Below are 20,380 nucleotides of genomic sequence, written 5' to 3' on the forward strand. Positions count from 1 at the left end.
ATTGCGGCGGCGGACGCCTGTCCTGTCGCCGGTTTTGGGGGGCGTGCCATAATGAGGCCATGAAACCGCTGCCGCCTCTTTATACCCTGATCGCTTTTGAAGCTGTGGCCCGGCTCTCCAGTTTTACCCAGGCCGCCGGTGAACTGAATCTGTCGCAAGGCGCGGTCAGCCGTCAGCTGCAGTTACTGGAAGACTATCTGGGGTGCAAATTGCTGCAGCGGGGCACCCGCAAGGTGGAATTGACTCCGGCCGGCGAACAATACCTGAGCGAAGTCCGCTCCGCCCTGGAGCAATTGGCCGGCGCCACCGCCAGTCTGATGCATTGGCAGCAAGACAAGCAGGTGACGGTGGCCTGTTCCACCGCGCTCGCCTCCTTGTGGCTCATGCCCAATCTCTCCGCCTTCCGCCAAGCTCAGCCCGACCTCTCAATCCGCATTCTGGCTAACGATAATATTCAAGAGTTGCAGGCATTCGAATTCGACCTCGGCGTTTACTATTTCCGTCGGCCTCCCAAGGACGCCGATGCGGCGGCCTTGTTCGATGAGCACATGTACGCGGTTTGCAGCCCGGGCTATTTGCCGGCCGGTCCGGCCCAGCCAGCGGCTTTGTTGGACGAGACGCTGATCACCATGGATGGCGGTCAGCGCGACTGGTTCAACTGGCCGCAGTGGTTTGCCGCCCAAAACATCGCCTGGAGGCCGGCCGCCAGACAATTGAGCGTGACCAACCACCATTTGGCAGTGCAGGCGGCGCTGGCCGGGCAGGGGGTGGCGCTGGCCTGGGGGCATCTGATCGACAGCTATCTGGCCAGCGGAGCGCTGGTGATGGCGTCGGACGCCAAGGTGACGATGAGCGGCGCTTTTTACTTGTTGCTGCCGGAACGGAGGCGGCCCAAGCCGGCCACCAGATTGTTCGCGGATTGGCTGGCCTCGCTGGCGGTGATGCGGCGGTGATATCAGATGATGGCCTCACGCCTGCAAGATGGCGATCACACGGCTTGATTGATGAGCTGAAAACATAAATCTATCTAAAACTATCGTTTGTCCCGGCTTGGGTTTATCGCCGACACTGGTTTGGCCTGGGTAATAGCTCAGGCTTGCCTGCAAGCCGCGCCGGCATCAGAACCGCCGCCCCAGGGGCGACAGCGGCGGCAGGCTCCATCAAGGAGACAAACCATGCGTAGCCATCATCGCATCCGGCCCCTGGTGTTCTGGCCCACCTTTTTGCTGCTGTTGGCGGCCTTGCTGCTCAGCTATCTTGACCTGTCGGTCTTTCTCCGTCTGGCCGGCGCAGCCAATAAATGGATACTGGGCCATTTTTCCTGGCTATTCAGCCTAGCCAGTTTCAGCCTGTTGTTGACCTGTGTCTGGGTCTATTGCTCGCCGATAGGCAAGCTGCGCATCGGCGGTGCGGACGCCTTGCCCTTATTGGGCCGCAAGCGCTGGTTCGCTGTCACCTTGATGACCACGATGGCGGTTGGAGTGCTGTTCTGGACCTCGGCCGAGCCGATCTACCACCTGTACTACCCGCCGGCGGCGTATGGCCTGCGCGCCGGTAGCGCCGAGGCCGCCAGTTTTGCCATGTCGGCCATGTTTCTGCACTGGACATTCACCCCTTACGCCATTTACACCGTGCCGGCCCTGCTGTTCGGCTTGGTGTTTTACAACCTCAAGCTGCCGTTCTCGGTAGGCAGCATGTTGCGGCCCTTGCTGGGACGCTGGGTGGGCGGCCGCAGCGGGCAATTGATCGACGCCCTGGCTTTGTACTCTCTGGTCGCCGGCATGGCGTCCAGCCTGGGCACCGGCGCCTTGGCGCTAGTGGGCGGCATCAACCAGTATCTGCCCCTGCCTGCCAGCCCGTTCAGCATCGGCCTGGTGATTGCCTGCATTGTCGTGACCTTTGTCTGCTCGGCGCTCAGCGGCTTGCAACGCGGGCTGAGCTGGTTGTCCAGCGTCAATACCTGGGTTTTGCTGGGGCTGGCCGGGTTTTTGCTGATTTTTGGGCCGACTACTTTCATCCTGGCGTTTGGCCTGGAGTCGTTTGGCAACTATTTGAACCAGTTCTTTCGGTTAAGCCTGTCCACCGGCGCGGCCAGCCAGGATGGTTGGGCGGGCTCCTGGACCATTTTCTATTGGGCGGTATGGTTTGCCTGGGCGCCGATCAGCGCCATGTTTCTGGGCAAGATCTCCCGCGGTTACACCGTGCGGGAGGTGATCGTGATGAATTTGCTGCTGCCGGCCGGCTTCACCGCCTTGTGGATCATGATTTTCAGCGGCACGGCCCTATCCATTGATTTGGGCCAGGCCGGCCTGCTCAAAGGCGTGCTGGAGAGCCAGGGCGTGGAGAATGTGCTGTACACCATCATCCGCCAGATGCCCTTGAGCGAACTGATGGTGGCCATGGTGGTGTTCATCGCCTTCCTCAACTATGTCACTGCGGCGGACAGCAATACCGACGCTATCAGCAATCTGTGCACCGCCGGTTTTTCCTCAGACAGCGCCGAAAAAGCGGGCATGGGCATGAAAGTGGTGTGGGGCGGGGTGATCGGCGTGGTGTCTTGGGTGATGACCAGTTACGCCGGCGGCGTCGATGGCGTCAAAATGATGTCCAATCTTGGTGGTTTGCCGGCCTTGCTCATCATCATGGGCTGCATGCTGTCGCTTATCGCCTTGGTGCGTTCCGGCAAGCTGACATGTCCGCCTTCCGACGCGCCCGTAGTCGTCAAGGAGACGCGATCATGAAAACCGTCACTCAGCTGCCGCGGGCCATTCGCGAAGTGGAGCACTTCACCATCACGCTGGCTGACGGCTGCCAATTGGCCGCGCGGATGTGGCTGCCGATGGATGCCGAAGCCAGCCCGGTGCCGGCGATTCTGGAATACCTGCCTTACCGCAAGCGTGACGGCACTGCCGTGCGCGACCAACTGACTCACCCGTACTTCGCCGGCCACGGTTATGCATGCCTTCGGGTGGACATGAGGGGCTGCGGCGAGTCCGATGGCGACTTCGTCGATGAATACCTGCAACAGGAACAGGACGATGCGCTGGAGGTGATTGCCTGGATCGCCGCGCAAGCATGGTGCAGCGGCAAGGTCGGCATGATGGGCATCTCCTGGGGCGGCTTCAATAGCCTGCAAGTGGCGGCCCGCCAACCGGAGGCCTTGAAGGCCATCATCACGCTATGCTCCACCGACCATCGCTACGCCGACGACATCCACTATAAGGGCGGTGCGCTATTGCTGGAAAACCTGGGCTGGGCCGGCACCATGTTCAGCTATTGCGCCGCCGCGCCCGATCCGCTGTTGGTGGGCGAGGCCTGGCGGGAGCGTTGGCTGCAACGCTTGGAGCGGATGCCTCTGCTGCTCAAAACCTGGCTGAGCCATCAGACCGACGACGACTATTGGCGGCATGGTTCCATCTGCGCCGATTACAGCAGCATCAAGGCCGCCGTTTACGCGGTGGGCGGTTGGGGCGACGCCTATCACAACGCCGTCGGCCGGATGATGCGGCATCTGAGCTGCCCGAAAAAAGCGCTGATCGGTCCGTGGGCCCATAAGTATCCGCACTTCGCGGTACCGGATCCGGCTATCGGTTTTTTGCAGGAAGCGCTGCGCTGGTGGGACTACTGGCTGAAGGATATCGACACCGGCATCATGGCGGAAGACCCGGTCACCCTGTATCTGCAAGACGCGGCGCCGCCGCGGGCCAGTTATGCCGCACGTCCGGGCGTCTGGCTGCGCGACCCGGCCTGGCCCAGCCCGCATGTTCAGCGAAGGGAGTGGGGGCTGAACGCCGCGGGCGAGTTGCGGCCGGACATGGCCGGCGAGGGGGAGGCCGCGATTCGTTCGCCGCTGACCACCGGCGCCGCCTGCGGCGAATACTGCGTGATCTGGCTGGGGCCGGAGTTCCCGCTGGATCAGCGTCGCGACGACGCCGGCTCGCTGGTGTTCGACAGCCCTGCGTTGGAGCGGGAGCTGCCGCTGTTGGGTGCGCCGACGCTGCGGCTGCGGCTGAAGTGCGACAGCCCCAGCGGTCAACTGGCGGTGCGGCTCAACGATGTGGCGCCGGATGGCGCGGTCACCCGCATCAGTTACGGGATGCTGAACCTGGCGCTGCGCGACGGTTATCAACAGCGGCGGGCGGTCAGGCCGGATGAGTGGATGGATATCCGGCTGCAACTGGACGATTGCGGCTACCGTCTGCCGGCGGGCCATCGGCTGCGCTTGAGCGTTTCCAGCGCTTACTTCCCGCTGATCTGGCCGGCAGCGGATCATGCCCGGCTGACATTGGACCTGGCCGGCGCCACGCTCAGCCTGCCGGTGCATGATCTGAGCACCGTGGTGGCGCAGCCCTTTGCCGAGCCGGAAGGCGCGCCGCCGCTGGCGCTGAGTTATTTGCGCTCTCCCGCCAGCAGCCGCGAAATCATCGAGGACGCGATGAGCGGCGAGGTGCGCACCGAGATTCGCGACGACTTCGGCCACTATCGCTTTGACGACCATGGTTTGGAAGTGGCGCAAAGCTGCGAGGAAATTTACCGTATCCGGCCCGATCAGCCTTTATCGGCCAGCGGCGTGGTGAAGTGGAGCTATAGCGCCGGCCGCGGTGATTGGCGGGTCAGGGTGGAGAGCGAGTTGAGGCTGACGGCGGATGCCCATCATTTTCGCATTCAGGCGGAGCAAAGCGCTTGGGAGGGGGAGCAATTGCTGCAACGGCGGGAATGGGACGAATGGGTGCCTCGTCAGGTCCAATAAGGCGGAACACCGCAAGGATGGTGAGCGATGATGTGGTATGACTGGATAGGGCTGATCGGGGTGTTTTTCTATCTCCTGGCCTACAGCCTGCTGCAATGGAGGCTGGTGGACTTGAGCGACTACAGCTATAGCGGTTTCAATCTGATTGGCGCGATGCTGCTGCTGATCTCGCTGTGTTACGCCTTCAACTTGGCTTCATTGCTGGCGCAAGTGTTGTGGATTGTCATCAGCTTGGTGGGCATGCGCAAAACCCGCAAGGAGCGTTTGCTGGCCTTGTCGGGCAGGGAGGGGATTTAGGCCGAGCGGGCGGCGAAGGCGTTTTACATGCCGTCCATGGCGGCTGGCCGCCAGCTACCTGAAAAGCCGAACTCATCGAGTTCGGCTTTTTGCATTGCGGCTTGCTTTCATCTTTCAATATATGATTAAATATAATATATATTGTTATGTTAAGGAGACGAGCATGAGCCTTCATTACCCTGATTTGAGTGCGGAACTGGGCGCGGAGTTGAGCAAGCTGCGCAAGGAAATCCCGGAAACGATGAAAGGCTTCGGCCAGATGAGCCGGGCCGCTCACGCGGACGGCGCCTTGTCGAACCGGACCAAGGAACTGATCGCGCTGGCCATAGGCATCGCCAACCGCTGCCACGGCTGTCTGGCCTTTCATGCCAAGGCGCTGGTGGAACTGGGCTGCAGCCGCGCCGAATTCATGGAGATGCTGCAAGTGGCCGTCTATATGGGCGGCGGTCCTTCCTTGATGACGGCGGCGGAGGCCTTGCAGGCCTATGAGCAGTTCGGCGGGGAGAGCGCACCCGGCTGATCCCGGTTCGGACCAGAAAGCGCTCGCTCGCATTGATGGGCAGCGCCGTCGGGCGGGCGTATACTGTGCGCTTCTGTTGTCGCGGGAGTTTGATGGTGTATCACTTCATCGCATCCGATCTGGATGGCACCTTGCTGGACCCCAATCACGCGGTGGACGATTTCACCGCCAGCACCTTGCAGGCCCTGCAGGCGCGCGGCGTGCGTTTCGCCATCGCCACCGGCCGTCATTATCTGGACGTGCAGGGCATACGCCAGGCGCTGGGCATCCGCGCTCACCTGATCACGTCCAACGGCGCGCGGGTGCATGATCCCGACGACAAGCTGGTGCATCGCCAGGATATCGATCCCGTCTTGGTGCGCCGGCTGGCGCAGCCGGAGTTCGCCGCCGGCACGGTGCTGAATTTCTATCTGGACGACGCCTGGCTGATCGACCAACCCTGCCAGTATCTACTCAATTTCCACGCCGATTCCGGCCTGCGCTATCAATTGGCCGATCTGGCCGGGCACGGCGGCGAGGGCGTCGGCAAGGTGCTCTACATCGGCGAGCACGCGTACTTGCTGGAGGTGGAGCGCAAGCTGCACCAGGCCTTCGGCGATGAGCTGTACATTACTTTCTCGGCCGACGATTGCCTGGAGGTGATGGCGCCCGGGGTGTCCAAGGGCCACGCGCTGGAGCTGGTGTTGTCGGATCTGGGCCTGGACAAGGCGCATTGCCTGGCCTTTGGCGACGGTCAGAACGATATCGAACTGCTGCGCACCGCCGGCCACCCGCGGATGATGGGCAACGCCCAGGCGCGGCTGGCCGAGCAACTGCCGGATGTGCCGCGCATCGGCAGCAACCGCGAAGCCGGCGTGGCGCGCCATCTGCGCGAGCTGTTCGCCTTATAGCCGAGACGGGCCCCGCCAATAAAAAACGCCAGCGCTTGCGCTGGCGTTTTTACGTGGTGCGGATCGTTTCGGTTCGCTCAGCCTTGAAGCGCCTGAGCCAGGCCGGCGGCTTGATCGCCGACGATCAAATGCCAGACGCCGGGCGCCACTTCCAGCATCGCCGCCACGCCGGCCGCGCGGGCCGCGTCCTGATTGAGCAGCGAGCCCTGCTTCAGCTCCACGCGCAAGCGGGTATGGGCGATGGCTTCCACCTTGGCCAGATTGGCCGCGCCGCCCAGCGCCTGGCGCAGCGCCGCGGCCTGGCCTTGATCCGCTGCGGGCGTCGGCGTCGCCGCTTGCGCCGCCGGAGCCGGCGCGCTGGCCGGGGCGTCGATTTCGGCGTCCGCGCCCGCGCCGCGCAGATAGATTTCCATATCGGTTTTCAGGTTTTCCGACTGTGGGCCGAAGATGGCCTGGATGCCGTTGCCCACCACCACCACGCCGGACGCGCCCATGCTCTTGAGCTTGGCCTGGTTGACCTTGGCCGGCTCCCGCACCGCGATGCGCAGGCGGGTGATGCAGGCGTCCAGGCTGCTGATGTTGCTGCGGCCGCCAAAGGCCAGAACCAGTTCGCGCGCGCGCGCGTCTTCGCTGACCGCCGCGCCGGCGTCGGCGCTCTCGTCCTCGCGACCCGGGGTTTTCAGGTTGAACTTGGCGATGACGAAGCGGAACACCCCGTAGTAGATGGCCGCGTAGATCGGGCCGAGGATGAACACGTACCAGGCGTGCTTGGCCTTGTCGCCGATCAGGTTGAACATCAGGAAATCGATGCCGCCCTGGGAGAAGGTGAAGCCCATGTGCATGTCCAGGGTGTTGGCGATGAACTGCGCCGACGCCGCCAGGCAGGCGTGGAGGAGGTAGAGCACCGGCGCCACGAACAGGAAGGAGAATTCGATGGGCTCGGTGATGCCGGTCAAAAAGGAGGTCAGCGCGGCGGAAATCATGATGCCGCCCACCTTGACGCGGTTCTCCGGCTTGGCCGAATGCCAGATGGCAATGGCCGCGGCCGGCAGGCCGAACATTTTGAACAGGAAGGCGCCGGACAGGATGCCCGCGGTCGGATCGCCGGCGAAGAAGCGGTTGATGTCGCCGTGTATCATCTTGCCGCTGATCGCGTCCGGGAAGGCGCCGATTTCAAAGAAGAAGGGCACGTTCCAGATATGGTGCAGGCCGAAGGGCAGCAGCAGCCGTTCTACGAGGCCGTAGACGGTGGCGGCGGTGCGCGGATCGCTGACCGCGGCCCACTGCGAGAAGCTCTTGATGCCGTTGCCTATCGGCGGCCAGATGAAGGACAGCGCCACGCCCAGCGCGATGGCGCTGATGGCGGTGATGATGGGCACAAAGCGCTTGCCGGCGAAGAAGCCCAGGTATTCGGGCAGCTTGATCCGGTAGAAGCGGTTGAACATATAGGCCGCCAGGCCGCCGGCGAGAATGCCGCCGAACACGCCGGTCTGGATGGACGGCAGGCCCATGATGGTGTCGGGCTTGACCCCCATCAGGCCGGCCATCACCCCCAGGGTGACGGTGGTGACCAGGTGGCCGATCACGGCGGCGATCGCCGCCACGCCGTCGTTTTCGGTAAAGCCCAGCGCCACGCCGACGGCGAAGATCAGCGGCAGATTGCCGAAGATCACGTCGCCGGAGTTCTTCATCAGCGACAGGATGGCCAGCGCGACGGTGTTCTGGGTGTGGAAATCGGTGGCGCCTATGCCCAGCAGCAGGCCGGCCACCGGCAGCACGGCCACCGGCAGCATCAGCGCTTTGCCGATCTTTTGCAGAAATGCGAATGATTGACTAAACATGGTGGTTCATTCCTTGCTCAACAGCGTAGGAAATAGCGGGCGGCGCATTCGCCGCCCTACATCGCTCCGGATGCCCGGAGAGTCTCGTTTATCGGGCTTGCGCGTTCAGGTGTTCGCGGACTTCGCTCGCCGTGGACAGGGCCAGCGCTTGTTGCGCCAGAGCCTCGCACTCCGCCGCGCTCCAGCGCGACAGCGTGGCCTTGACCGCGGCCAGCGCCGGCGTGCTGACCGACAGCTCGCTGACCCCCATGCCCACCAGCAGCGGCGCGGCGCGCTCGTCGGAGGCGAGGCCGCCGCAGATGCCCACCCACTTGCCGTGGGCGCGGGCGCCGTCGCAAGTCATCGCGATCATCGCCAGCACCGCCGGATGCAGCGCGTCGGCCTGCTTGGCCAACTGCGGGTGGCCGCGGTCCATCGCCAGCACGTACTGGGTCAGGTCGTTGGTGCCGATGGAGAAGAAGTCCACTTCCGGCGCGAAGCGCGCGGCCATGACGGCGGCGGACGGCACTTCCACCATGATGCCCACCTTGACGTCATGCTGGCCGCTGGCGGCCTGCTCTTCGGCCAGCACGGCCTTGGCGGCGCGCAGTTCGTCCAGCGAGGCCACCATGGGGAACATGATGTGCAAGCGGGTCAGCGGCGCGGCCTGCAGGATGGCGCGCAACTGGGTGCGCAGCAGGTCCGGGCGCTCCAGGCTGACGCGGATGCCGCGCAGGCCGAGGAAGGGGTTGTCCTCCTTGGGCAGCGGCAGGTAGGACAGCGGCTTGTCGCCGCCCACGTCCAGGGTGCGCACCACCAGCGGGCGCTCCTTGCCCAGCGCGCGGGCCACCGCGCAGTATTCCTCCGCCTGTTCCTGCTCGCTGGGCGGGGTGTCGCGGTTGTCGAACAGAAACTCCGAACGCAGCAGGCCCACGCCCTCGGCACCCTTGGCCACCGCTTCGCGCGCGTCGGCGGCGTTGCGGATATTGACCACCACTTCGATGCGGACGCCGTCGCTGGTGCGGGCTTCCCGCTGCGACATCGCCGCCTCGGCGGCGCGGCGCTCCGCGATCTGCGCGATCTCCGCCTCGGCGGTGGCCAGCTGTTCGGCGTTCGGCGCGATGCGCAGCGTGCCGCGGCCGCCGTCGATGATGACTTGTTCGCTATCGGGCAGGGCCAGCGCGGCCTGGGAGATGCCGCAGATCGCCGGGATGCCCAGAGAACGCGCCAGGATGGCCACATGGCTGGTGGCGCCGCCGGTGCGGGTACAGAAGCCCAGCACCTTGTTGGGGTCCAGCGCGGCGGTGTCGGACGGGGTCAGGTCTTCCGCGATCAGGATGGAGCCGGCAGGCACGTCCAGGCTGGCCTGCTTGACGCCGGCCAGCAGCGCCAGCACGCGGCGGCCCACGTCGCGGATGTCGTTGGCGCGTTCGCGCAGCAGCGCGTTGTCTTGCGCTTCCAGCCGCGCGGAGTAGGAACTGAAGGCGGCGCGCCAGGACCAGGCGGCGGATTTGCCGTCGGCCAGGCCGGCGTAGGTCTGCGCCAGCAGGTCCGGGTCTTGCAGCAGTTCCTGGTGCATGGACAGGATGGCCTGCTTGGCCTTGTCGGTCAGCTGGCTCTTGACCGCGTCGATCTGCTGAGCGGCTTCTTCGGTGGCGCGGGCGAAGTGTTGCTGTTCCAGACTGGCGCCCTGGCCGAATTCCGGCACGTCGAATTCCTGCAGCCGGTGATGATAGACACGGCCGATGGCCAGGCCGGGAGAGGCGCCGACGCCGACCAGCAGCTCGGCGCTTTCCTGTTGTTGGGCGACGGCGGCGATGGGCGCGGGCGCGGCCGGCGCTTCGTCTTCGGCTTCGCCGCAGCGGTCCAGCAGCAGCTGGGTCAGCTCGGCCAGCGCCTGTTCGGCGTCCGCGCCGACGGCTTCGATCCGCACCTTGTCGCCGTTGCGGGTGGACAGGCCCATCACGCCGACCACGGATTTGGCGTTGGCGGACTGCTCGTCCAGCAGCAGGTGGATGTCGGCCTGGAAGCTTTTCGCCTTGCTGGCGAAGACCGCGGCCGGCCGGGCGTGCAGGCCGGCGGGGTTGGTGATTTCGATTTCCGGGGACAGCAGCTTGGCGCCGCCGGCCGCGGGCGCGGCGGCGGCGGCCGCGCCGGCCAGCTCCAACTCCAGCACCGCGGTCTTGCCGGCCTCGGCCAAGCCGCTGGCGCGGTGCATGGCGCTGACGGTTTCGTCGCCGTTGGTGATGATGATCTGGGTCAGCAGGCTCTGCGCGTTGCGCGCCACCATGTCCAGATTGAAGTCGATCAGCGCCTGGCCGGCGCTGACGCGTTGTCCTTGTTCCACCAGCGGCTGGAAGCCCTGGCCTTTGAGCATCACGGTGTCGATGCCGATGTGCACCATCACTTCCACGCCTTCGGGCGAGGTGATGGTGAGCGCGTGGTGCGCGGAATGGAGATTGCTGACGACGCCGGACACCGGCGCGAGCAGACTGCAGGAGGTGGGGTCCAGCGAGATGCCGTCTCCCACCATCTTGCCGGCGAACACCGGATCCGGGACGGTGTCCAGGGCGACCAGCCACCCGGAGAGGGGGGCGAGGATCTTCAGTCTTGGCAAGGGTGTGCTCATATGTAACTCCTCAGATCGGGAATTTATCAGTTGTTTTATTACGAGCGTCGGCCTGCTTCTTCATGAGCGGTTCCGCGTGGCGTGCCGGATAGGGTACACCGTACGGAAAGGCCTGTCTTGATTCGATGGCGCTGCGGCATCCATCGCGCGGCAACAGTACAGACGCTTACTGTCCAGCTGGCGATATGATGCCAATATTGTAGTTTAACTACATCGAAATAACGGTGCAGCTTGATGGCAATCAAGAAATTGCGCAAGTAGGAATTCACGTATTTGCACTAGTTCGCGCGGAGACGATGGCGGAGGGACGAGGCGGGTTGCGACGGGGATGGGTTTGGCGTGGAAATGCGAGCGTCTTGGCGGCGGGGCCCGCGGCCGGGCGGCTGTTGCATTTTTGTTATGCGCGAAATGAAAAACGGCGGCCTCTCGAGAGGGCCGCCGTTTTGGAGGCGGTCAGGCGCCGTTGTTTCAGGCCTGGCGCTTGTTGTCGCCGAGGAAGAACAGGGCCAGCGATCCGGCGATCAGGAAGGCCGGGTATTCCCAGCCGCCGCCTTCGTTGGCGAACATCCAGCCGTGGGCGCCGTGCACCAGCACGATGGTGCCGAGCAGCAGCGGGGTCAGCGCCAGCGCCACCCAGCGGGCGAAGAAGCCGGACAGCAGCAGCAGGCCGCCGCCGACTTCGGCCAGGATGGCCAAGTAGCCGACGAAGCCGGGCAGGCCCAGGCTGGCGAAGTAGCCGGCGGTGCCGGCCGGTGTGAACACCAGCAGCTTGAGCAGGCCGTGGGACAGATACATCAGGCCCAGCGACAGGCGCAGGATCAGGGTGCCGAGGGCGGGGTTCTGGAAGCGGTTCATGGTGGGTTCCAATCAAGTTTGCGATGGAGTGCATTTGACCATGTAGAGAAAACTCAATAAATCCGCTATTAATAAAAATATTGTTTACCAATAGGAAATGATCATGGACCGCTTTTCGGAAATCCGCGCCTTCGTCTGCGTGGCGGAGCTGGGCAGTTTCGCCGCCGCCGCCGAGCGGCTGGAGCTGTCGCGGGCGATGGTGACCAAGCTGGTGTCCAGTCTGGAAGGGCGTCTGGGTGTGCGGCTCATGCATCGCACCACGCGGCGTTTGTCGCTGACCGAGGCGGGCGAGACCTATCTGGGGCAGGCCGGCGGCCTGCTGGCCGAGCTTGACGATCTGGACGCGCGTTTATCGCACGGCGCCAGCAGTCCGGTGGGGCGTTTGCGAGTGTCGGCGCCGGTGTCCTTCGGCATGCGTTATCTGGGGCGCGCGGTGGCGGGCTTTCATCTGCAGTACCCGCAGATCGAAGTGGAGCTGAACTTGAACGATAGGCGGGTGGACTTGGTGGAGGAGGGCTTCGATCTGGGGCTGCGGGTGTCGAATCTGTCCGACTCTTCCCTGGTGGCGCGCCGGTTGGCGCGGATACGGGATCTGGTCGTCGCCGCGCCCAGCTATCTGCAACGCTGCGGCACGCCGGCGACGCCGGCGGATCTGGCCGAGCATCAGTGTCTGCTGTACGCGCTGACCGCGCAGCCCAATCTATGGGATTTCACCGCGCCGGACGGCAGCAGCGGCCGGGTCAAGGTCAAGGGCATGCTGCGCGCCAACAACGGCGACATCCTGACGGACGCCGCCGTCCACGGCATGGGGGTGATCCTGCAGCCGCGCTTTCTGGTGGAGCAGGGCCTGGCGGACGGCACGCTGGTGCCGCTGCTCAGCGATTACGACTGGCACTGCCTGGATTTGTCGGCGGTGTACCCGGCGCGGCGGCACGTGCCGGGCAAGGTCCGGGCTTTCGTCGATTACCTACAGCAGTTTTTCCAGTAGCGGCGGCGCGTAGCTGATTGGCCGTGGGCTCAAAGCCGACTCATGTCGACCGCGTAAATTTCGGCGTCCTGTGAATGAACGCCGCAGTTGTGATTGATCCGCATGCTGTCGCCCAGGAACTCAAGGCTCAGGCTGTCGCCGGTCTTCTTGAGCAGCGCCAACGCGTTGCCGACGCTGGCCAGCTCTTGCCCCAGCGGCGTCTTGTTGTAGTCAAAGTGGTGGACATGGCCGCTGTCCGCTAGATCCGGCGTTTCTCCCTTGCCGCTGTAGACCATCATCGCGTGATCGAAGTGATCGCGAAGAAAGGCGGCCAGTTCGCGGTTATTGCCGACCGGACGGTCTGGCGGAGCTTGGTCGCCGCATAGCCGTCTATGGGCGTCCACAATGGAGCGCGCGCCGTCGGTCGCCGTCTCCCATTCTCCGTCGCCGTTTTTCACGGTGCCGGCATGATAGGCGTAAAGCATTCCTGCTTTCAGCGCGTAGACCATGGTGCAGCCGGAGAGCGCGCCGGAATTGAACAGGCAGCAATCGCCGTCCCGTAGCGCGCCGGTGTCGAACTTCACCCCCACCGTGCCTTGCAGGCCGTTGCCGATTTCGATCAGCCGCAGCGTGTCGCCGAACTGGAATTTATTGTAATAGTTGCCGATCGGCGTGCCGGGAATCAGCTCCTTGGCTTTGGCCTGGCCGCCGTGAGAGTACTGGATGAAGTCCGAGGAGACGGCGTCGCCGCCTTTTTTATCACCCTCCCGGTCGTGGCGGATGCAGTCGACGACGCCGGCCGGCGCGGAGGCCTGGGCGCCGCCTTCGACGGAAAGCACGCCCTTGCCGATCAGCGGAGCGACGCTGCCGGACAACACTTGCGATTTATCCCGCTCGAACAAGAGCTTTTCTTGCGGCGAGGAGGTGGTGACGGTTTTGTTTTGTCTGACGTCCTGCCTGAAGTTCGCCGTGGGATCGCCGTATTTGGCGTGGTCGTGCACGACGCGGCTTTGGCTGATCAAGGCCTTTTTGGCGTGGTAAAGATTGGCTTGCGCGTTTGGATCCTGGCAGAGCTGCCGGACGAAGGCCTTGGCGCGTTTGGTCTGATCCGGGTGCAGCAGGCTGTGCAGCCGGCTGTTGTACACCACCAGGGCGCCGCTTTTGCTCAGGCCGAATCTCAGGTCTTGGGCTTTGCCCTGCTTGGCCGCCGGCTGTTGAAGCAATTGTTCGTAGATTGTTTTGATGGATATCGGACTCGATATTTTCATCTGTTGTTCCAGGCGGAATAGGGGATGGAGAGGGGCTTTCCCTCGCTGTGGCGCTGGGCCGGCGCGCGGGCGCTGCTTTGGTTTCGGGCCAGGGGTCTGGCCGCGCCGACCATTGCAGCGAAAAAGGCGGGGCCTGTCTTTCAAAAAACGACGACGGGGAGGGGGAGTGTGGAGAGGAGGAAGGCGGGCGCTTAGAGCCTGTTCAAAGTCTCGCGAGCAAGGGCGAGACAAGGCGAAAACGAGCGAAAAAGCGGAATGTGCACGTGGCACATGAGCATTTTGAGCTTGTTTTCAACGCTGTATCGCTGAAGCGCAGCAGACATTGAACAGGGTCTTAGGCCGCTGGCGGGAAAGCGCGCTGGGCGCGCGCTTTTTATTCGTGCATCGCCAGGAAGCCCTTGAGACGGCTTTCGATGATGCGCGGGTTTTCGCCGTTGGCGATGGAGACCAGGCCTTCCACCACCAGCTCTTTCAAGGCGACTTCCGAGGCGATCAGGTGTTTGAGCTTGTTGGCGATGGGCAGGAACAACAGGTTGGCGGAGCCGACGCCGTAGACGGTGGCGACGAAGGCGACGGCGATGCCGGCGCCCAGCTTGGACGGATCGGACAGGTTTTCCATCACGTGGATCAGGCCCAGCACCGCGCCCAGAATGCCCATGGTCGGCGCGTAGCCGCCGGCGGATTCCCAGATGCGCGCCGCCTGTTTGCGCGCGTGTTCGAACATGGAGATCTCCACGTCCATCACCGAGCGCAAGGTGTCAGGCTCCGCGCCGTCCACCAGCATTTGCAGCGCTTTCTTGATGAAGGGGTCTTTTTGCAGATTGATGTAGCCTTCCAGCGCCAGCAGGCCGCCCTTGCGCGCGGTCTGGCTCCAGTTGATGACTTCGCGGATCATCTTGTCGTGATCCAGCACCGGCGGCTGGAAGATCCATTTGAGCATGCGCACGCCGGCGGCGAATTGCTTGGGCGTGCTTTGCAGCATCACCGCGCTGACGGTGCCGCCGATGACGATCATGAAGGCGGTCAGCTGCATCAGGGAGCCGATGTTGCCGCCCTCCAGCGCCTGCCCCGCGATAATGGCGGTCAGGCCCATCAGAATGGCTACAATGCTTATCTTATCCACGCGAAGTTCCGGTTTTTAATGTTATGCCGCGTCAGGGCGCGGAGGGTCAGAGCCAGTCCTTGATGCGCGCGCGCAGCCGGGCGATGGCCTGGCTGTGCAGTTGGCTGACTCGCGATTCGGAGACGCCGAGCACCGCGCCGATTTCCTTCAAGTTCAATTCCTGCTCGTAATACAGGGACATCACCAACTGGTCGCGCTCCGGCAGCAGCTTGATGCCGTCTATCAGCGCCTGACGGAAGCCGCCGTCGGCCAGCGCGGCGAACGGGTCCGGCGAGTCGTCGTCGGCGACATTGGCCACCGCGTCGGGCAGCGCGTCGCCGTCGTCGTTGGAAAAATCCTCGAAATGCAGCAAGGTCATGCCGCGGCAATCGCCCAGCATGTCCTGGTACTGTTCCAGCTCCAGCCCCATTTGCGCGGCGATTTCCGATTCCAGCGGCGAGCGGCCCAGCTGATGTTCCAGCTGGCGGACCGCGTCTTCGATCTGGCGCGAGTGGCGGCGCGCCTGGCGCGGCATCCAGTCTTCGCGGCGCAGTTCGTCCAGCATGGCGCCGCGCACCCGCTGGCTGGCGAAGGTTTCGAACATCACGCCCTGGGCCGGGTCGAATTGGCGCGCGGCTTCGATCAGGCCGATGACGCCGACCTGGATCAGGTCGTCGATGTCGACCGAGGCCGGCAGCCGGGCGATCATCATGCCGGCCAGCTTCTTGACCAGCGGCGCGTAGGCCTCCACGTCGATCTCGGCGGGAGGCGAGGCGGCGGCGTAGCCGGTTCGGCGTAAGGACGGCAAGCTCATAGCGGTTTGACTCCATCCGCCTCGGCCCAGTCGCGTGAGGCGGCAATCAACAAATCCATGAATCCGGTGCCGCTGCGCGGCGTTTCCTGGGTGTCCCACTGCGGCAGCACCGCGGCCAGCTGCGAGAAGGCCATCGCGGCCTCGCTGTCCGGAAACGCCTCCATCAACGGCCGGCGCAGCGTCTGGCTGCGACGTACCGCGTTGTCCATCGGCACAAAGCCCACCCAGCGCAGCGACACCGACAGGAATTCGCCGGTGGCGGCGGACAGCCGGGTGAACAATTCGCGCGCTTCCTCCAGATGGCGCGCGCGGTTGATCAGCACATTGAAGCGCTGGCGGCCGTAGCTGCCGGACAACCTCTTGATATTAGCGTAGGCCGTTGTCAGCGACTCCGCCGCCGGCGTGAGCACTAATACCAAATTGTCGGCCACGCTGGCCGGCACCGGGTCGTGGGCGGGGCTGGGGGCGTCCACCAGCAGCACCGAGGCGTCGCGCTCCAGCGCGGCGAATTCGCTGCCCAGCCTCAGCCATAGCTGGGCGGAGAACAGCGCGCGCTCTTCCGGGCGCGCGTAGAGATTGATCAACTGAATGCCCTGGCGCGAACTCATCATCATCTCGTCCAGGCCGCCCAGGGTCAGCACCTGGCTTTCCAGCGTGGCGGTGGTGGGCACGCCCAGACGGCGCGCCTGAACCTGGCCCAGCGTGCAGTCCACCAGCAAGGGCCGCTGGCCGGCGTAGGCCAGGCCCAGCGCCAGTTCGGTGGCTAGGGTGCTGGCGCCGGCGCTGGCGGAGCCGATGAAGGCGAAGCTGGGCGCGCGCGCGGACCGGGCGCTGAGCAGGCGGAGGCTGGCGGCTTGATCCTGCATCGCGCTTACAACCATCCGGCCTGGGCCGCGTTCATGATGGGCAGTTCGTCGGCCTGAAGGGTGAAGGGGGAATGCTGTTGCTGCGAACGCATCGCGCGGTCCACCAGGAAGCCGGCGTGGGCGGCGTGCAGGTCTTCCGGCACGCGCTGGCCGTTGGTGATGTAGAACAGGCGCAGCCGGTTGCGGATGATCACGTCCAGGCTGGGGCCCATCGCCACCGATTCGTCTATCTTGGACAGCACGCAGCCGGTGAGGCCGTCGCCGCGATAGCGGCGCACCACGTCTTCCAGCGTCTGGCCGTCGGCGTTGGAGGCCAGCAGCAGCAGCCTTTCTATCGGCCGGCCGGCGGTGCGGAACATTTCGATCTGCGCCAGCACGCGGGCGTCGCGCTGGCCCATGCCCACGGTGTCGATGAAGACGATGTGGCGGTTGGACAGATCGGCCAGCGTCAGCTGCAGATCGCCCTCGTTCTGGATGGAGAACACCGGGATGCCGAGAATCTTGCCGTAGATGCGCAACTGGTCCTGGGCGCCGATCCGGTAGCTGTCGGTGGTGATCAGCGCCACGTGCTGGGCGCCGAAGCGCATGGTGGCGCGCGCCGCCAGCTTGGCCACGGTGGTGGTCTTGCCGACGCCGGTGGGGCCCACCAGCGCGTAGATGCCGCCGCGGTCCATGATTTCCTTGTCGGCGTCCGCGCATTTCAGATTGTGCATCAGCGCCGAGCGCGCCCATTTGACCGCGACATCGGCCTCGTACTGGGCCGGCATCTTTTCGATCAGCTGGCGGATCAGGTGGGCGGAAAAGCCCATGGCCAGCAGGTGTTTGAACAGTTCCAGGCGATTGGGCGCCTTGCCCTCCATATCGGACCAGGCGAAGCTGGCCAGCTGGCTTTGCAGCAGGCTGCGCAGCAGCTTGATCTCGTCGCCGATCTGCTTCAGCTCCTGCGCCATCACTTCCGGCTCCTCGCCGTTGTTGGCGACCGGAGGGGCGGCGGGGCGGGGCGGCGGGGCGGTTTGCGCAGGCGGCTGCACGCGCGGGGCGGCGGGCTGGGGCGCGGCTTGCGCGTACTGCGGCGGATAGGACGGCTGGGCCGGCCGCGGCGCGGCCTGGGGCTCCGGCGCGAAGGCCGGCTCGATGCGTTGACGCGGCGCTTGCGCTTCGATGCGCGGCGGCGGCGGGCTGTCCAGCGGCTCCACCGGCATGGCGTAAGTGCGGGCGATGGCGCGGTTGACCGCGGCGCCGGCCGGGGTGGGCAGCGGCGACGGCGCGCGGTTGACCACCGGCGGCGCGTTGCGCGGCGGATGCTTGCTGGAGGAGGTGGCCAGATTGGTGGCGAGGTTGGCGACGTCGGCGTCGGCCACCGCCATGATTTCCACCCCGCCGCCCATGGTGGGGCGGTTGGACAGAATCAGGGCGTCCGCGCCCAGTTCTTCTCGAACTTGTCTGAGCGCGTCACGCGTGGTTTTGCCGAAAAACTTTTTCACCACCATGTTCGATTAGCCCTTGCTTCCCCCAATTACAGCAATTATACGAATTGATTTATTGTCCGGTATCTCATTATGAGAAATAACACGCAGCTGCGGCAGCGCGCGGCGCAGGAAGCGCGCCAGCAAAGGCCGCAGTCCCGGCGCGGTCAAGAGTACCGGATTGTACCCTTGAATTTCCACTTGTTCGGTTTCCTGGGCGGCGCTGGCCAGCAGATTTTCCGCCAGGCCCGGTTCCAGGCCGCCGCCGGTCTTGGATTGCACCGCCTGCATCAGCACATTTTCCAATGTCGGCTCCAGGGTCATCAAGGGTAATTCTTGCTCGCCGGGGAATAATTGCTGGACGATGACGCGGGACAGCGCGGTGCGCACGATATTGGTCAGCTCGTCGATGTCCTGAGTGGTGGCCACGTGATCGGCCAGCGTTTCCAGTATGGTGCGGAAATCGCGGATGTGGATGCCTTCGGTCAGCAGCTGTTGCAGCACTTTTTGCAGCGTGCCTATCGGCACCACCTTGGGCACCAGGTCTTCGATCAGCTTGGGCGATTCCTTGGCCTGATGATCGATCAGCGCCTGCACTTCCTCGCGCCCCAGCAATTCCGCCGCGTGGGTCTGCAGCAGATTGGAAATATGGGTGGCCACCACGGTGCTGGCGTCCACCACGGTATAGCCCAGGCTCTGCGCCTCTTCGCGCTTGCCGGCGTCTATCCAGATCGCCGGCAGGCCGAAGGCCGGATCGGTGGTGGGGGTGCCGGCCAGTTCGCCGTTGACCCGGCCCGGATTGATGGCCAGATATTGGCCGATGAAGGCTTCGCCTAGGCCCAGCTCCACGCCCTTGAGCAGGATGCGGTAGGCGTTGGGCTTGATTTCCAAGTTGTCGCGGATATGGACCGGCGGCACCAGAAAGCCCAGCTCCTGGGCGATCTTTTTGCGGATGCCGCGGATGCGGCGCAGCAGTTCGCCGTCCTGGCTGCGGTCCACCAGCGGAATCAGCCGGTAGCCCACTTCCATGCCCAGCTGGTCCACGTGCTGGACATCGTTCCAGCTGACTTCGGTCGTGGTGTGTTCCGGCGGCGGCGCGGCCTGCTGCTGCTGCTCCGCCTGCTGCGCCTCGGCCTTCTGGCGCTTCTCCATCATGCGGCCCAGCAGGCCCAGGCTGCCGGCGATCAGCAGGAAGGAGAAGTGCGGCATATTGGGGATCAGGCCGACCATGCCGATCACCGCGGCGGTGATGTAGAGCACTTGCGGCTTGGTGAACATCTGGCCGAGGAATTGCTCGGACATGTCCTTGTCGGTGCCCACGCGGGACACCACGATGCCGGCGGCGGTGGAGATGATCAGCGCCGGAATCTGCGCCACCAGGCCGTCGCCGATTGTCAGCAGGGTATAGGTCTTGGCGGCGACGCCGGCGTCCAGATCGTGCTGGACCATGCCCACGATCAAGCCGCCGACGATGTTGATGATGATGATCAGGATGCCGGCCATGGCGTCGCCGCGCACGAACTTGGAGGCGCCGTCCATCGCGCCGAAGAAGTTGGCTTCCTCGGCGATGGTGACGCGGCGCAGCCGGGCTTCGTCCTCGCCGATCAGGCCGGCGTTGAGGTCGGCGTCGATGGCCATCTGCTTGCCGGGCATCGCGTCCAGGGTGAAGCGGGCGCTCACTTCGGCGATGCGGCCGGCGCCCTTGGTGATCACCACGAAGTTGATGATGGTGATGATGACGAAGACCACGATGCCGATGGCGACGTTGTCGCCGATCAGGAAGTGGGCGAAGGATTCGATCACCTTGCCGGCGGCGTCCGGCCCGGAGTGGCCCTCCAGCAGGATGACCCGGCTGGAGGCGACGTTCAGCGACAGCCGCAGCAAGGTGGTGACCAGCAGCACGGTGGGGAAGGCGGAAAAGTCCAGCGGCTTGCGCACATTGATCCCCACCAGCAGCACGATCACCGAAACGGCGATGTTGAAGGTGAAGAAGATGTCCAGCAGCACCGGCGGCAGCGGCAGCACCATCATCGCCAGAATCAGGATGATGAGCACGGGGCCGGCCAGCTGGGTGACTTTGAAGCGCTTCAGTATGTCTAGTATGGAGTCCATGCTGGATTTATGGCTCAAGCCGGT

Annotated in this window: 16 protein-coding genes; 7 read left to right on the forward strand and 9 right to left on the reverse strand. The window is 64.4% G+C overall.

Annotated elements, in window-relative coordinates; genetic code table 11:
* The first annotated feature begins 59 nt into the window (after positions 1-59).
* From HQN78_RS24640 to HQN78_RS24665, 6 genes are all read left to right on the forward strand, one after another.
* Positions 60-953 carry a LysR substrate-binding domain-containing protein gene (locus tag HQN78_RS24640; protein WP_235087009.1) on the forward strand — a complete coding sequence of 298 codons (894 nt, stop codon included), beginning with the start codon at positions 60-62 and terminating at the stop codon, positions 951-953.
* Positions 954-1,175: 222 nt separating this feature from the next.
* Positions 1,176-2,741, forward strand: coding sequence for a BCCT family transporter (locus HQN78_RS24645; RefSeq protein ID WP_107800382.1), 1,566 nt, complete (start codon positions 1,176-1,178; stop codon positions 2,739-2,741).
* Positions 2,738-4,750: a CocE/NonD family hydrolase gene (locus HQN78_RS24650; protein WP_235087013.1), complete on the forward strand. Its 2,013-nt coding sequence runs from the start codon at positions 2,738-2,740 to the stop codon at positions 4,748-4,750. Before HQN78_RS24645 ends, HQN78_RS24650 begins: the two co-directional genes overlap by 4 nt.
* A 27-nt stretch (positions 4,751-4,777) precedes the next feature.
* Positions 4,778-5,047: a cyclic nucleotide-binding protein gene (locus HQN78_RS24655; protein ID WP_107800380.1), complete on the forward strand. Its 270-nt coding sequence runs from the start codon at positions 4,778-4,780 to the stop codon at positions 5,045-5,047.
* 163 nt (positions 5,048-5,210) lie between these two features.
* Entirely contained in the window at positions 5,211-5,567 is a 357-nt protein-coding gene (locus HQN78_RS24660; protein WP_235087015.1) for a carboxymuconolactone decarboxylase family protein, read from the forward strand.
* 92 nt (positions 5,568-5,659) lie between these two features.
* The gene (locus tag HQN78_RS24665; protein ID WP_227104730.1) at positions 5,660-6,457 is read left to right on the forward strand and encodes a Cof-type HAD-IIB family hydrolase; all 798 of its coding nucleotides are present in this window, start codon (positions 5,660-5,662) and stop codon (positions 6,455-6,457) included.
* Positions 6,458-6,534: 77 nt separating this feature from the next.
* On the opposite strand, the gene ptsG is transcribed toward HQN78_RS24665, so the two are convergent.
* The 3 genes from ptsG to HQN78_RS24680 all read right to left on the reverse strand — a co-directional run bounded on the left by ptsG (position 6,535) and on the right by HQN78_RS24680 (position 11,761).
* Positions 6,535-8,298 (reverse strand): PTS glucose transporter subunit IIBC, encoded by a 1,764-nt coding sequence (ptsG, locus tag HQN78_RS24670; protein WP_235087017.1) that lies wholly within the window; start codon positions 8,296-8,298, stop codon positions 6,535-6,537.
* Positions 8,299-8,386: 88 nt separating this feature from the next.
* Complete coding sequence (gene ptsP / locus HQN78_RS24675; RefSeq protein ID WP_235087020.1) at positions 8,387-10,906, reverse strand: phosphoenolpyruvate--protein phosphotransferase; 2,520 nt, start codon at positions 10,904-10,906, stop codon at positions 8,387-8,389.
* A 468-nt stretch (positions 10,907-11,374) separates the two neighbouring features.
* Positions 11,375-11,761: a DoxX family protein gene (locus HQN78_RS24680; protein WP_019103721.1), complete on the reverse strand. Its 387-nt coding sequence runs from the start codon at positions 11,759-11,761 to the stop codon at positions 11,375-11,377.
* A 103-nt stretch (positions 11,762-11,864) separates the two neighbouring features.
* Here HQN78_RS24680 and HQN78_RS24685 point away from each other — a divergent pair, with 103 nt between their 5' ends.
* Positions 11,865-12,749, forward strand: coding sequence for a LysR family transcriptional regulator (locus tag HQN78_RS24685; protein WP_107800376.1), 885 nt, complete (start codon positions 11,865-11,867; stop codon positions 12,747-12,749).
* A gap of 29 nt (positions 12,750-12,778) precedes the next feature.
* Here HQN78_RS24685 and HQN78_RS24690 read toward each other — a convergent pair whose 3' ends face one another.
* From HQN78_RS24690 to flhA, 6 genes are all read right to left on the reverse strand, one after another.
* Positions 12,779-13,996: a cytotoxic necrotizing factor Rho-activating domain-containing protein gene (locus HQN78_RS24690; RefSeq protein ID WP_235087022.1), complete on the reverse strand. Its 1,218-nt coding sequence runs from the start codon at positions 13,994-13,996 to the stop codon at positions 12,779-12,781.
* Between the two features lie 373 nt (positions 13,997-14,369).
* Positions 14,370-15,119, reverse strand: a complete 750-nt coding sequence (locus tag HQN78_RS24695) for a flagellar motor protein (protein ID WP_081545394.1) — start codon at positions 15,117-15,119, stop codon at positions 14,370-14,372.
* Between the two features lie 46 nt (positions 15,120-15,165).
* Positions 15,166-15,912 carry an RNA polymerase sigma factor FliA gene (locus HQN78_RS24700; protein WP_081545393.1) on the reverse strand — a complete coding sequence of 249 codons (747 nt, stop codon included), beginning with the start codon at positions 15,910-15,912 and terminating at the stop codon, positions 15,166-15,168.
* Complete coding sequence (locus HQN78_RS24705; RefSeq protein WP_107800372.1) at positions 15,909-16,778, reverse strand: flagellar synthesis regulator FleN; 870 nt, start codon at positions 16,776-16,778, stop codon at positions 15,909-15,911. Before HQN78_RS24705 ends, HQN78_RS24700 begins: the two co-directional genes overlap by 4 nt.
* Before the next feature lie 5 nt (positions 16,779-16,783).
* Positions 16,784-18,268 (reverse strand): flagellar biosynthesis protein FlhF, encoded by a 1,485-nt coding sequence (flhF, locus tag HQN78_RS24710; RefSeq protein WP_235087024.1) that lies wholly within the window; start codon positions 18,266-18,268, stop codon positions 16,784-16,786.
* 6 nt (positions 18,269-18,274) lie between these two features.
* Positions 18,275-20,356 (reverse strand): flagellar biosynthesis protein FlhA, encoded by a 2,082-nt coding sequence (gene flhA / locus HQN78_RS24715; protein ID WP_107801935.1) that lies wholly within the window; start codon positions 20,354-20,356, stop codon positions 18,275-18,277.
* Positions 20,357-20,380 lie beyond the last annotated feature (24 nt).

The organism is Chromobacterium sp. Beijing (assembly GCF_021496765.1).
GTDB lineage: Bacteria > Pseudomonadota > Gammaproteobacteria > Burkholderiales > Chromobacteriaceae > Chromobacterium.

What these genes read in the sequence shown, in the direction of transcription:
- HQN78_RS24640 (WP_235087009.1), top strand. Translation starts at nt 60, where the DNA reads ATGAAACCGCTGCCGCCTCTTTATACCCTGATCGCTTTTGAAGCTGTG.
- HQN78_RS24645 (WP_107800382.1), top strand. Translation starts at nt 1,176, where the DNA reads ATGCGTAGCCATCATCGCATCCGGCCCCTGGTGTTCTGGCCCACCTTT.
- HQN78_RS24650 (WP_235087013.1), top strand. Translation starts at nt 2,738, where the DNA reads ATGAAAACCGTCACTCAGCTGCCGCGGGCCATTCGCGAAGTGGAGCAC.
- HQN78_RS24655 (WP_107800380.1), top strand. Translation starts at nt 4,778, where the DNA reads ATGATGTGGTATGACTGGATAGGGCTGATCGGGGTGTTTTTCTATCTC.
- HQN78_RS24660 (WP_235087015.1), top strand. Translation starts at nt 5,211, where the DNA reads ATGAGCCTTCATTACCCTGATTTGAGTGCGGAACTGGGCGCGGAGTTG.
- HQN78_RS24665 (WP_227104730.1), top strand. Translation starts at nt 5,660, where the DNA reads ATGGTGTATCACTTCATCGCATCCGATCTGGATGGCACCTTGCTGGAC.
- ptsG (WP_235087017.1), bottom strand. Translation starts at nt 8,298, where the DNA reads ATGTTTAGTCAATCATTCGCATTTCTGCAAAAGATCGGCAAAGCGCTG.
- ptsP (WP_235087020.1), bottom strand. Translation starts at nt 10,906, where the DNA reads ATGAGCACACCCTTGCCAAGACTGAAGATCCTCGCCCCCCTCTCCGGG.
- HQN78_RS24680 (WP_019103721.1), bottom strand. Translation starts at nt 11,761, where the DNA reads ATGAACCGCTTCCAGAACCCCGCCCTCGGCACCCTGATCCTGCGCCTG.
- HQN78_RS24685 (WP_107800376.1), top strand. Translation starts at nt 11,865, where the DNA reads ATGGACCGCTTTTCGGAAATCCGCGCCTTCGTCTGCGTGGCGGAGCTG.
- HQN78_RS24690 (WP_235087022.1), bottom strand. Translation starts at nt 13,996, where the DNA reads ATGAAAATATCGAGTCCGATATCCATCAAAACAATCTACGAACAATTG.
- HQN78_RS24700 (WP_081545393.1), bottom strand. Translation starts at nt 15,912, where the DNA reads ATGAGCTTGCCGTCCTTACGCCGAACCGGCTACGCCGCCGCCTCGCCT.
- HQN78_RS24705 (WP_107800372.1), bottom strand. Translation starts at nt 16,778, where the DNA reads ATGCAGGATCAAGCCGCCAGCCTCCGCCTGCTCAGCGCCCGGTCCGCG.
- flhF (WP_235087024.1), bottom strand. Translation starts at nt 18,268, where the DNA reads ATGGTGGTGAAAAAGTTTTTCGGCAAAACCACGCGTGACGCGCTCAGA.
- flhA (WP_107801935.1), bottom strand. Translation starts at nt 20,356, where the DNA reads ATGGACTCCATACTAGACATACTGAAGCGCTTCAAAGTCACCCAGCTG.